The organism is Ferdinandcohnia salidurans, assembly GCF_042680725.1.
GTDB classification, from domain to species: domain Bacteria; phylum Bacillota; class Bacilli; order Bacillales; family Bacillaceae_L; genus Ferdinandcohnia; species Ferdinandcohnia salidurans.
In genome coordinates this window covers 200,942-214,131 of the sequence record NZ_JBHUEK010000025.1, presented here as the reverse complement: position 1 = coordinate 214,131, position 13,190 = coordinate 200,942, and the positions used below count along the sequence as shown (strand labels likewise).

At 41.1% G+C, this 13,190-nt stretch carries 10 protein-coding genes; 7 read left to right on the top strand and 3 right to left on the bottom strand.

Annotation, left to right across the window (positions count from 1 at the left end; all coding sequences use genetic code 11):
- Positions 1–60 precede the first annotated feature (60 nt).
- The 3 genes from ACFSFW_RS15485 to ACFSFW_RS15475 all read right to left on the bottom strand — a co-directional run bounded on the left by ACFSFW_RS15485 (position 61) and on the right by ACFSFW_RS15475 (position 3,616).
- Positions 61–1,530 (bottom strand): amidase family protein, encoded by a 1,470-nt coding sequence (locus tag ACFSFW_RS15485; protein ID WP_388039575.1) that lies wholly within the window; start codon positions 1,528–1,530, stop codon positions 61–63.
- 310 nt (positions 1,531–1,840) lie between these two features.
- The gene (locus ACFSFW_RS15480) at positions 1,841–2,545 is read right to left on the bottom strand and encodes an ABC transporter ATP-binding protein (protein ID WP_388039573.1); all 705 of its coding nucleotides are present in this window, start codon (positions 2,543–2,545) and stop codon (positions 1,841–1,843) included.
- Between the two features lie 3 nt (positions 2,546–2,548).
- Complete coding sequence (locus ACFSFW_RS15475; RefSeq protein WP_388039571.1) at positions 2,549–3,616, bottom strand: ABC transporter permease; 1,068 nt, start codon at positions 3,614–3,616, stop codon at positions 2,549–2,551.
- Positions 3,617–3,831: 215 nt separating this feature from the next.
- Between ACFSFW_RS15475 and ACFSFW_RS15470 the strand changes: the two genes are divergently transcribed.
- The 7 genes from ACFSFW_RS15470 (at position 3,832) to mmsB (ending at position 13,070) form a co-directional block, all read left to right on the top strand.
- Entirely contained in the window at positions 3,832–4,734 is a 903-nt protein-coding gene (locus ACFSFW_RS15470) for a MerR family transcriptional regulator (RefSeq protein ID WP_388039569.1), read from the top strand.
- A gap of 259 nt (positions 4,735–4,993) precedes the next feature.
- Positions 4,994–5,989 carry a substrate-binding domain-containing protein gene (locus tag ACFSFW_RS15465; protein WP_388039568.1) on the top strand — a complete coding sequence of 332 codons (996 nt, stop codon included), beginning with the start codon at positions 4,994–4,996 and terminating at the stop codon, positions 5,987–5,989.
- 24 nt (positions 5,990–6,013) lie between these two features.
- A complete protein-coding gene (locus tag ACFSFW_RS15460) occupies positions 6,014–7,843 on the top strand; it encodes a cache domain-containing sensor histidine kinase (RefSeq protein WP_388039566.1) in 1,830 nt (609 codons plus the stop codon).
- Positions 7,836–9,050: a response regulator transcription factor gene (locus ACFSFW_RS15455; RefSeq protein WP_388039565.1), complete on the top strand. Its 1,215-nt coding sequence runs from the start codon at positions 7,836–7,838 to the stop codon at positions 9,048–9,050. Before ACFSFW_RS15460 ends, ACFSFW_RS15455 begins: the two co-directional genes overlap by 8 nt.
- Before the next feature lie 153 nt (positions 9,051–9,203).
- Complete coding sequence (chvE, locus tag ACFSFW_RS15450) at positions 9,204–10,295, top strand: multiple monosaccharide ABC transporter substrate-binding protein (RefSeq protein WP_388039563.1); 1,092 nt, start codon at positions 9,204–9,206, stop codon at positions 10,293–10,295.
- Between the two features lie 77 nt (positions 10,296–10,372).
- The gene (gene mmsA / locus ACFSFW_RS15445) at positions 10,373–11,923 is read left to right on the top strand and encodes a multiple monosaccharide ABC transporter ATP-binding protein (protein ID WP_388039561.1); all 1,551 of its coding nucleotides are present in this window, start codon (positions 10,373–10,375) and stop codon (positions 11,921–11,923) included.
- Positions 11,907–13,070, top strand: coding sequence for a multiple monosaccharide ABC transporter permease (mmsB, locus tag ACFSFW_RS15440; RefSeq protein WP_388039559.1), 1,164 nt, complete (start codon positions 11,907–11,909; stop codon positions 13,068–13,070). Before mmsA ends, mmsB begins: the two co-directional genes overlap by 17 nt.
- Positions 13,071–13,190 lie beyond the last annotated feature (120 nt).

Below are 13,190 nucleotides of genomic sequence, written 5' to 3'. Positions count from 1 at the left end.
TCCCTCGTCCCAGAAGGAGAAATATGGTGGGACACGGGACCTGTCCCCGTGACCCACTTTTTATTTCGGATTAATTGGTGTTTGAATTTGTGCGTGTGCTTCAATTACTTCCGCAGCATCAAATAATGTGTCTTCACGGAAACGTCTTCCGAGAAGCTGAACGCCTACTGGGAGACCATCGGCAACAGAAGTTGGAACAGAAATGGCCGGGAATCCGAGTACTGGAATGGCCATCATGGACCATTGTGCATCCATAACACGTCTCATGCTTTCCACGCTTTTGATATCCTCGTCCTGTTCGAATGCTTGTTCAGCAGAGACTGGCATGAGCAATAGTGGATACTTTTGTAAAAATTCCTGTAGCTGAACAATTAGCGTTCCACGACGTGCGTAGCCCTTAATATAATCGGTTAGTCCAGGGTTTTCTCCCCACCACTCCTTTGCATTAGAGAAATAATTAAATGCAGCCTTTTTCATTCCTTCGTCTCCATACTGATCCACAAGTGATATATTTGTTCTAAAATCCTCTAACACTAATAAATACCATAGTCTATAGGCTTCGGCGAATAGAGGAAGACTGACTTCTTCAACCACATATCCCGCTTCCGTTAACTGATCTGCAGCCTCATTCAAAGCCTGATTAACGGCTGAAGATGGAGTGGCAACACCGACATCACGTAAAAGCCCAACACGAATTGGCTTTTGAAGGGGCTCACCAAGTAAAGGGACTGAAGCATGAAGTGGGTCACGTGGGTCAAATTCACTCATGCTTTGTAAGGCAAGGCGAAGGTCCGCAACGTTTCGTGCAAGCGGTCCATCAGTTGACATCAGTTGTCCTGAAAGCGATTGATCCCCATTCGGAGGTCCAAACCAGCCCGGAACTCTCCCCATCGTTGGCCGTATTCCTGTGATTCCACAAGCATAAGCCGGATGACGAACTGAACCACCAATATCATTACCATGTCCGATTGGCATCATCCCAGATGATACAGCAGAAGCAGCCCCTCCACTAGACCCACCAGGCGTACGTGTTTTATCCCAAGGGTTCAGGGTTCTTCCGTGCAAATCATTATTTGTAAACCAGCGGAAACTAAAGGCTGGCGTATTACTGCGGCCAACAATGACAGCTCCTGATTTGCGTAAATTTGCCACTGGGGGACTGTCTTTTTCAGCAAGATTATCTTTAAAAGCCACAACACCATCTGTTGTTACATGCCCAGCTTGATCAACATTTACTTTTGTAGAAACAGGCACACCATGTAGAGCTCCAAGAGGCTCTCCTTTTTTTACAGCTAAATCTGCCTGATCGGCTGCAGCAAGTGCCTCTTCTGCATGTACTTCAACTAGTGCATTAAGCACCGGATTTACTTCCTCGATTCTGTCCAAGCAGCTCTCAACAGCCTCACGAGAAGATATGAGTCTTGTTCGAATTCCATGAGCCAAATCTGTTGCCGACCAACGCCATAATTCACCCTTTCCCTGATTATGTAATACCTGAGATGCACGAGATTGTACTGAAGATTGTTCCAAACCTCATCGCCACCTATCGAATTATTTTAAATATTACAAATCAATTATATGCTATTGGTTACCTAAGTAAAACAAAAAGATGGGACAGGTTTGGTCACAGTGACGCCCCGAAGTTTGTCGAATGGGACGGAGGGACAGGTCCCTCGTCCCAAAAGGAAATAAATGGTGGGACACGGGACCTGTCCCCGTGACCCAATGGTGAGAAAAGGAGCCCTGTGCCCACAGGTGAGAAAAGGAACCCGTGACCCAATGGTTGCCAAGGAGTCTTGTGACCCAATAGTTAGACAAGGAACCCCCGCGACTAACCGGTTTAAACGTACGAACTGGCTTCTAAATTTCGGGAGTCCTGCCAGACGTTGAGGACGCCGTCTGTCATTCGGTATACTTTGTCGCAGTAGGATATAAGCCTCGTGTCATGGGTGACGACGATGGTTGTTGTGTTTTTTTGTTTGGTTACTTTTTTTAGTAGTTCCATAACTTCATAGGCTCGATCCGAATCCAGGGAGGCAGTTGGCTCATCCGCTAGGATAATGGATGGGTTGCTGTAAAGTGCCTTTGCAATCGCCACGCGCTGTCGTTCCCCGCCTGATAAGTCGGATGGGTACTTCTTAAGTAGGTCTCGGATGCCCAGTTGTTCGTATAGTTGAGTAGATTCGCTACCAGTCATATTCCCTTTTTTCACTTTGTCCAATAACTTCATCTGATTAGCAACAGTGAGGAAAGGAACGAGATTTGAAGCTTGTAAGACAAATCCGATTTCGTTCAGTCGAATCACAGAGCGTGCTTTTTCATTCAGAGTCGTGATGTTTTGTCCGTTGATGATGACATCGCCTGAGGTTGGCGATAACAATCCCCCAACAATTGTGAGAAAGGTACTTTTTCCTGACCCCGAAGGACCAATGATAGCAATTAATTCCCCTCGTTTTGCAGAAAAATTCGTTTCCTTCAGGGCATCTACTTTCGTACGACCGCTGCCAAAACTTTTGGTTACTTGATTTAATTCCAACACTGTCATATTTTATCCTCCTATCGCTTTCAGCGGGTCAATTCGAACAATTGTCATAACCGAGAAGACGGCTCCAGCAGTGGCAACCACCATTAAAATAATTCCATAAAAGGTCATCTCAATTAAATCAAACGATACTGGAACGGCTGATGGTAAAAAGGCTCCTGAAATGAGTGTAAGAGCAAAGCCTACTGCAGTTCCTAGGAAGGCTAAAATGACAGTTTGTGCCACAACGGACTTTGATAAATACAAGCTTGATATGCCTTGAGCCTTCATGACCCCGAACATGTTGATTTTTTGTACAGTTAACACATATAAGAAAATAGCTACGATAATGGATGAAATTCCAAATAGAAAATAAATCATGAAATTTAACGTAAGTTTTTGTTCCGTATAACCAGGTAAACTTTCGATAAAAGTCTCCATTTCAATTGCATCGAGTTCCGCATTTTTAGTAATGGTTGAAGCCGCGTCATCGCGAACGACAATGCCATTAATTTGATCCCCATTTTGCTCGGCTGCTTCGCCAAATTTGACTCCATGGAAGGTTTCGAGACTGCCATACAGGACGGGTGCTGCATTAAATCTCGCTTGCTCGGTGAATCCCACAATCGTTAACTGCTCCTCACTAGAAGAAAGGGTTAATGTATCTCCTAATTTGAATCCCTCCTCTTTCAGTGATTCGTCCGCAATCACCTCATTTGCTTTTTCAAAAACCTTTCCTTCCGCAATCGTCGGCATTAGGAATTCTTCTTTTTTAATCCCAAAGAGAGAAATGTTCTGTTTGTTGTCGCCGTTATTGGCAATCGCGTTCAGCTGTCCGATGACTGCCGTTACGTTTGCATTCAATTCACTTTGTTCATCAATCGACATGGTAGATTGATATAAACTTTTATCCGATTCTTTCGTAAGAACAATCGCTGTTGCCTCCCACTTGTCGACTGCTTCTCGATTCAGACTCGCAAGACCCGTTGCAAGTCCAGAGAGAAAGAAGACGAGATAGGAAACGAGCATTAATATGCCAGTAATCAGGGTGAAGCGAAGTTTATTTTTCTTAATTTCCTGCCACGCTAAAAACACCTGGTCACTCCCTTTCAATGGTTTTGTTTTATACTTTTATATTATTATGTACCGGTGTTATTAAAGTTGTCAAATGTTTGTATAATAATAAAATAATAATATTATACAAATGGTGTTGTACAATGTATTTCGTGCTAATGTTGTACAAGTAACGTGTATTCGTTATACTTATGTTGTTATGAAGTATCCGGACTAGTAGTAAGGGGATGTAAGGAATGAGTCAATCTGAGGAAATCGGGACATTTACAATTCAACAAGTAGCAGATATGACGGGGCTATCCAAACAAGTGATTCGAAAATGGGAAGAACGGTATAAGGTTATACAACCGGAGCGATTGGAAAACGGGTATCGAATTTATACGCAACGTGATATCAAAACGCTATTAAAAATAAAATCACTTTCAGAACAGGGACACTCCATTAAACAGGCCTCTTTTCTTGTAAAAGAGGTAGCAGAAGAGCCGGAAGTATTGACTGAGAATGCGAATACTCCAAATTACGAGCAGTGGAATGAATATCTTTTTCAACTACTAGAAAAAGGAAGACATTGTGATGAGATTGAGTTGAATTTCATCTTAAAACAAGCCTATCATCATGTGGGGCTTGAACGTTTTTTAACAGATATCGTAGTCCCTTTTTTAAAAGAAGTAGGTAGAAAATGGGAGATGCGGGAATGGGACGAATATCAGGAATCCGTTTCGAGTTTAGTCGTAAGGGATTTCTTAGTCCAAATCCGACGAAATTATCAATATCGGGAGAATGCTCCATTCGTTCTCGGGGCATGTCTGCCAAATGAACAACATGAAGTTCCGCTGCATCTCGTGCTCCTGCGATTTATGGTGAAAGGCTGGAAAACCCAGCTGATCGGTGCTTCTCCTGCTCCAGGGGCAATTGAATCATTGGTGCGTAAATTAAAACCCAATGTGGTAATTCTATCCGCTACAACAACGATTCCATTTGAAACAGACGCGCAAATGTTGAGGAAACTAGATCAATTTGCAGCGACACAAAAGGACATCCAATTTTACCTTGGTGGCCAAGGCGTAGAGGCCAAAACCCTCGACTACCAACCACAGGCCATCCAAATCACAAATTCCATTGAGGACATCCTGAGATAGCATGGTGGGACAGAGGGACAGGTCCCTCGTCCCAGGAAAAAAATGGTGGGACATGGGACATGTCCCCGTGACCCACGCCGACTCGGACCGACCAACAACCAGCCTGAGCCCCTCGACCACTAAAGCCCACGCTACACCCGCCCAAACTCCATCCCATCTCTCTCTAAAATAATGAGAATTTTTGGAAGAGTTACGCTATAATAGGCATATATTGAAATTGAATCTAGTAACCACTCTTTTTATGAAAGGGGTTTCATAGTTGAAAAAGTTGCTTTTTGTGTATTTGTTACTCATTGGTTTGTTTGTTCTTTATATATATAACTATCAAGCGGAGAGTTCGACGAAACGTGCATGGAATGAGAATGAACTGGTCGGGGATGTGGATGAAACGTATGTAATGGTCACATTTATGGTAGGAATTGATTACTGGAAGCGAGCGTTAAAAGGTTTTGAAGATGCGGCAGAAGCGTTAAATGTTTCGATTGAGTACCGGGGCTCGACGCAATATGATGTACACGAGGAAATGACGGTCCTTGAGCAGGTAATTGCTAAGAATCCAGCGGGGATTGCCATATCCACAATGGATCCAGAAGCTTTAAATCCTGTGATTGATAAAGCGGTGGAGGCTGGCATTCCAGTCGTCATGTTCGATGCAGATGCGCCAGAAAGCAAGGCGTATTCTTTTCTAGGAACGGATAATTATAAAGCAGGTGTAGAGGCTGCTCACAAAATGGCAGAGTTAGTAGATGAAAAGGGGCAAGTTGGCGTGATTACCCTCCCCAATCAGTTAAACCATCAGGAACGTACTAAAGGTTTTCAAGAAACGATTTTCAAGGAATATCCTGAAATGGAGGTTGTCTCTGTCAAAGATGGAAGAGGCGATCAAGTGATCTCAAAAGAGGTAGCTGAAACGATGATTGCTGAGAATCCGGATGTAGCAGGCATCTTCGTTACGGAAGCAAATGGAGGAGTTGGAGTTGGACAAACCATCATCTCCAATAATCTCAAAGACTCTATTAAAATCATTAGCTTTGATACAGATAAGGGAACCCTCGATATGATTAAGGACGATGTGATTTCTGCCACCATTGCACAGGGAACATGGGAAATGGGGTACTGGTCCTTGCAATTTTTATTTCACTTGCAGCATGGCATTCACGAACAAGACCGAAAAAATGCACCTTTACCTCGTTACGTGGATACAGGTGTGACGATCGTTACAAAGGAAAATGTGAATTCCTACTATCCACAATAAACCTCTAGGAATGGATTGGTTGAATTGAAGAATTTCATACAAATAAATAATTTACCAATTCGATATAAGCTGATTTCTCATTTTTTAATTATTAGTATTATCCCGATTATCTGTTTGGGTTTTTTAATTAATTGGACGGTTGAGCGTGTCGTGGAAGAGCAAGTCAATCAGAATACTTTACAGCTTATTAGTAAAGTGAATGAAACACTTGAATTCTACATAAACAACATGCAACGTGTTACCTACTTTATTTCCTATAATGAGCGAATTGAGGACTTTTTTCATCATAATGGTCAGCAGCCAGGTCAATATAAAACAAATCAATATGAGATTCAACGCTATCTTCGTAATTTTACAACGTTAATGCCTGAAGTAGCAGGGGTTTTAGTGGTGAATAGCGCAGGGGAGTATGTGAGTAATGAACTTTATGCTCCAGCTACAGAGAACTTAACGGAAGAGTCTTGGTATCAAGAGGCGGTAGAAAATAAGGGTATCTTTAAAATGATTGGTCAACCGAAGGATCGCCATCTTTCATCTTTGGTCAGCTATAAAAATGATGAAGTGGTGTCTGGTGTTCGTGCCGTCATAGACCCGATTTCACAGGAAGTAATCGGGGTTATTTTAATAGATTTAAAGGTTAGGACGGTTGCAGAAACGTTAGTTGATGTGCGGCTTGGAAAAACCGGCTATTTGACGGTGATTGATGAACAAAGTAGACCGATTTATCAACCAAAGGATCCTTTACTTGAAACGATCCCAAATGAATGGTTGGAGGGAAAAAGGTCAGGTACGTTTTCAAAGAAGATTGGTTCACAGAAAGTGCAGTTTATTTTTCAAGAATCACCATACTCGAACTGGACCACCATCGGCGTCTTTCCAACAGAGGAATCGATTCTCGAAATAAGGGAAATCCAGTTTTATTTAGTCGTTTTTGTTTTTATCATTCTCTTATTTGGGATTCCGGTATCGTACTTTTTATCCAATTCCATATCTAAACCAATTGGACAACTCATGAAATTTATGCGTAAAGCCGAAGGTGGGGAGTTTGGAGTTCGGTATACGGAAAAACGAGATGATGAAATTGGAATGCTTGGACGAAGTTTTAATAAAATGCTAAAACAAATTAATGAATTGCTGCGCTTAACGGAGAGGCATGAAAGGCAGAAACGGGAAGCAGAATTTAGAAGTTTACAAGCCAATATCAACCCTCATTTTCTTTATAATACGCTTGATACGATTCAATGGATGGCGCGAAAGCAAAAGGCGATTGAAATAGCGGAGGTCGTTGAGTCGTTAGCAAAATTGTTCCGAATTGGATTAAGTAAGGGAAGAGATCGGATACCGCTCGATAAGGAGATCGAGCATATCGAAAGTTACTTAAAGATTCAACAAACGAGATATCGTGAAAAATTACAGTATCAGATTGAAGTGGATGAAAGTGTCGCTTCGCTATACGTTCTCAAATTTATTCTACAACCACTTGTCGAAAATGCAATCTATCATGGAATAAAAGAGCGACGGGGGCCAGGTCAAATCATTGTTTCTGCTAAGCAAAATGACGGGCAATTGCACCTTGTGATCCAAGACAATGGTGCAGGAATGTCAGAATCACAGCTTCACGAAATTCGAGTAGCCCTGAAGGATGCAGTTAGAAGGACAGAAAATCAAAGTGAATCGAAGCATAAAAAGGGATATGGGATTTTGAACGTTCAAGCTCGAATCGTCCTTGCATTCGGTGAACAGTATGGGATTACGATTCAGAGTAGGGAAAAGGTTGGGACAACGCTCGAGCTGGTGTTACCTATTTTAGAAGAAGATATTGGATGGGAAGAGGAGCGGAAGCAACATGCATAAATGGAAGGTTTTAATTGCCGATGACGAATATATTATTCGTGATGGAATCCATTCTTCCATTCAGTGGGAGAAGTTCAGTATGGAGGTCATTGGGGAAGCAGAGGATGGTGAAGAAGCCGTTGAATTAGCGATTGAACACCAGATTGATATTTTACTAATTGATTTAAATATGCCAATTATGGATGGGCTTGAGGCAATGGAAGAGATTAAGGAGCAATTGCCAAACTGTAAAATGGTTGTCATCTCGGGATATGATGATTTCCGTTATGCACAAGCAGCCCTTCGGTTAAAGGTCGAAGATTATTTATTAAAACCAATCAATCCAGGAAAACTTGAAGCGTTAATCATGGACCTTAAACAAAAACTTGATCTGGAAATCAACCAGAAGAAATATATCAAACAAGCCGCCATCCAAATAAAACGGAATCATGCCCAGCTCAAGGAACGTTTTTTTCAGGATTGGATCGCAGGCCAGTTAGCGAATGAAGAGATTACGGAACAATTACAGTTTTTACACCTACCAGTTGTTCATCCGACTCAATATCTTGTGATTAAATGGCCCGATTATCATTTGAATCAAACGTTTATGCAAGAAAATGATCGGCAATTGTACTTATTTGCCATCGAAAATATCGTAAAAGAGATGATTGGTTCGGAAAAGGGTGTTATCTTTTGGGACCAATCTCATTTGCTAAATGTTTGCTTATGGGAGCCGATCAATCGGGAACTCCTCACCAAAATAGAAGAAGTCGTACAAACCTATTTTAATCTCACAATCTATTATCATATGGAAGATATCTTTATTCAGGATTTTGTTCATTTGTATAAGGTCTATGATCAATGCAAACGGCAGGTGGAACAGCAAATCAAAATGTCCCCAATTGTAAAACAGGCTCTAGCCTATATTCAACAGCATTATCAGGATTCTTCCCTCACGTTAGAACGGGTAGCGGAAGAGTTACATATTACGAGTGTCTATTTAAGTCGGATGATTAAGCATGAGCTTGGTATTTCCTATGTTGGTCTTTTAACCCAAATGCGAATTAATAAAGCCGTTGATTTATTGAAAACGACTGATTTATCGATACGAGATATAGCAGAAACCGTTGGTTATGACACTCAACATTACTTTAGCACCACTTTTAAAAAAGTAGTGGGAATATCACCAATGCAGTTTAAGAATGATGTAGAAAACGTGCACCTTTAATAGAGGTGCTTTTTTTAATGGGTAAATGACAAATATTTCGACTAGTTTAAAAATTTATAAAAAGTGTTTAATTTTATGTAAAGCCCTTTCATCCACAAAGATGATAATTTTATAGACAGTTAGATAATAAAAAGAATGAAAGGGGTTTCAATTATGAAGAAATTAGGTTTTTTAGCACTAATCGTTAGTTTGGTATTTGCGTTAGTTGCCTGTAGTGGAAATGACAAATCATCGGGTTCTGGGGGAGATTCAAAGGATACGTTAATTGGAGTCGCAATGCCGACAAAGTCATCACAGCGCTGGGTCGATGATGGAAATAATATGGTGAAGCAATTAGAAGAACTCGGTTATAAAACAGATTTGCAATATGCAGAAGATGATGTCGATAAGCAAATTGAACAAATTGAAAACATGATTGTAAAAGGTGCAAAGATCTTGGTTGTAGCTTCAATTGATGGTACGGCTTTAACCAATGTATTACAAAAAGCTGCTGATGAAGACATACAAGTCATCGCGTATGACCGATTAATTATGGAAACACCAAATGTAAGTTATTACGCAACATTTGATAATTTCCAAGTAGGTGTCTTACAGGCTTCCTATATTGAAGAAGCACTGAATCTTAAGGAAGAGGCTGGACCATTTAATATCGAATTATTTGGTGGTTCACCAGATGACAACAATGCATACTTCTTCTGGGACGGTGCGATGTCCGTTCTAAAACCATATATTGATAGCGGAAAATTGGTTGTTCAAAGTGATCAAACAGAATTTGAACAAGGAGCAACGATGCGCTGGGATGGAAACACCGCGAAATCACGTATGGAAAACATTTTGAGTAAAGCATACTCAGGTGGGGAAAAGGTTGACGCTGTTTTATCACCATATGATGGAATTAGCCGTGGGGTTATTCAAGCGTTAAAAGGGGTAGGATACGGTTCTGCTGACCTTCCACTTCCGGTTGTAACTGGACAAGATGCTGAGTCTGCCTCTGTAAAATCGATTATTGCGGGTGAACAAACACAAACGGTATTCAAAGATACACGTGATCTTGCTGCTGTAGTGGTAAAAATGATTAAATCGATTGAAGCCGGTGAAGAAGCAGAGGTAAATGATACAGAAACCTATGACAATGGTCAAAAAGTTGTTCCTTCTTACTTAGTTGAACCTGTATCAGTCGATATTAACAACTACAAAGAATTGCTAATTGATAGTGGATATTACAGTGAAGATGATGTGAAATAAGTACCCCCCGATTTAGTGGTGATTTTTGTGTCACCACTAAATTACTTCATTCCGGATTTTAACGAGGTGGTGAGGATATGTCTGAGTATATTTTAGAAATGCGTAACATCACAAAAACATTTCCAGGTGTTAAAGCACTAGACAATGTGAATTTAAAGGTGAAAAAGGGTGAAATACATGCACTAGTGGGGGAGAATGGTGCTGGAAAATCAACGTTGATGAAAGTATTAAGTGGTGTTTACCCAAGTGGAACCTATGAAGGCAGCATCTACTTTGAAGGGGAAGAATGTCATTTTAAAGATATTAAACAAAGTGAACAGATTGGGATTGTTATCATTCATCAAGAGTTGGCATTGAGCCCATTCTTATCAATTGCAGAAAATATTTTTTTAGGGAACGAAAGGCAATCCAAGAAGATTATCAACTGGCAGGAAACCTTTTCTGAGGCAAAAAAGCTGTTAGAACGGGTTGGGTTAAAGGAATCACCAAACACGGCTGTTATGGATATCGGGGTTGGGAAACAACAACTCGTTGAAATTGCCAAAGCACTTTCCAAAAATGTAAAACTCTTAATCTTAGACGAACCAACGGCTGCCCTGAATGAAACAGATAGCGAAAACCTTTTAAAGCTTTTACTCGAACTAAAAAAACAAGGAATTACCTCCATTTTGATTTCTCATAAATTAAATGAAGTATCTAGTATTTCAGATAACATTACGATTTTACGAGATGGACAAACAATTGAGACGTTTGAAGCAAAGGGTGAAAAGGCATCTGAGGATCGAATTATTAAAGGGATGGTAGGTCGTGAGTTGACGAGCCGTTATCCTGAACGAATCCCGAACATTGGTGACGTAATTTTTGAAGTAGAAAATTGGAATGTCTATCATCCGTTACAGCGTGAACGGAAAGTGATAGACAATGTGAACTTTCATATTCGTCGCGGGGAAATTGTCGGCTTAGCGGGCTTAATGGGGGCTGGAAGAACCGAGCTTGCGATGAGTATTTTCGGAAAAACGTATGGGAAGAAAATTACGGGGCTGTTGTATAAAAATAGTGAAGAAATACAAGTAAATACCGTAAGTGAAGCGATTCAGCATGGGATTGCTTATGTGTCAGAAGACCGGAAAACATACGGCCTAAATTTAATTGATGATATCAAACGAAATATTACTCTATCAAATCTTAAACGAGTTTCAACGAATACAGTGATTGATGAAAACAAGGAAGTTCGGGAAGCGCAAATTTTACGAGAACGTTTAAATATTAAAACTCCTACATTGGCTCAACTGGCAGGAAATTTAAGTGGTGGAAATCAGCAAAAAATTGTTTTAAGTAAGTGGATTTTTACTGAGCCAGATATCTTAATTTTGGATGAACCGACTCGAGGAATTGATGTAGGGGCTAAGTTTGAAATTTATTCACTTATACATGAATTAGCGGCTGAAGGAATGGGTGTCCTTGTTATCTCATCGGAGTTACCTGAGGTATTAGGACTGTCAGATCGTATTTATGTCATGAATGAAGGTCGTATAACGGGTGAGCTTGGGCGTGAAGAGGCAAATCAGGAGAGTGTGATGCGTTATATGACGGGAACAGGAGGGACAAAACGTGCAAACACTAAGTAATTTATTTCGCAACAATATTCGGGAATATGGAATGATCATTGCACTTGTGTTCATTGCAGGGCTGTTTTGGATTTTAACGGATGGAATATCTTTTAGCTCACTAAACTTAACCAATTTAATCTTGCAAAACGGGTTTATCCTCGTACTAGCTATTGGGATGGTTTTAGTCATCATAACGGGGAATATTGACTTATCTGTAGGTTCCGTCGTTGCAATCGTTGGGGCAATTGCCGGAGTCTTAATGATTAATCATAATGTGCCGGTATGGCTGGCTATTATTCTATCACTCGTTGTTGGAGCAATCATTGGAATTTGGCAAGGCTTTTGGATCGCGTATGTCGGGATACCATCCTTTATTGTGACATTAGCAAGTATGTTAATTTTCCGAGGACTAACCTTGTATCTCTTAGATGGGAAATCACTTGCGCCATTTCCTGATTCATTTGGCATGCTAAGCGGGGGCTTTTTACCTGCGATTGGTTCAGGAGATTTGCACTTACTTACTATTCTTTTATCTGTCATTCTATCAATTGTTTTGATTTATATGGAGTTCAGAAACCGTAAAAAGCAATTGACATATAGCCTTGAAACGAGCCCGTTATGGCTATCTATTACAAAAATGGCATTGCTAGTCGCAGTCATTAACTGGTTTGCGTACCAATTGGCGTTGAATAAAGGGATTCCAACGGTGTTAATCATTGTTATTGTTCTCATCGTGATTTACACCTTTGTGATGAAAAATACAGTCATGGGCCGTCATGTTTATGCAACAGGTGGTAACCAGAAAGCAGCTGATCTGTCCGGTATTAAAACAAAGCGTGTCGTATTCTGGGTCTTTGTGAACAACGGAGTGATCGCAGCCTTAGCTGGATTAATGTTTGCTTCGCGTCTTAACTCTGCAACACCTGCAGCGGGTAACATGCTTGAGCTTGATGCCATTGCCTCCGTCTTTATCGGTGGTGCTTCTATGGCAGGAGGCGTAGGAACTGTGATCGGTGCCATTGTTGGTGGCCTCGTCATGGGAATCATGAACAACGGTATGTCACTCATTGGTGTCGGCATCGACTGGCAACAAGCCATCAAAGGACTCGTACTCCTACTCGCAGTAGGGTTTGATATCTACAACAAGAACAGAGCTGGGAAGTAGCGGGGCGGAGGAGTGTCCTTGGTCTTTGCCCAGGTCCGTGGCGCTGCCCCACTGGCTGATGGTAGTGTCCCATGGGTCCATGGTGTTGCCCAAAGCTGGGACGGAGGGACAGGTCCCTTG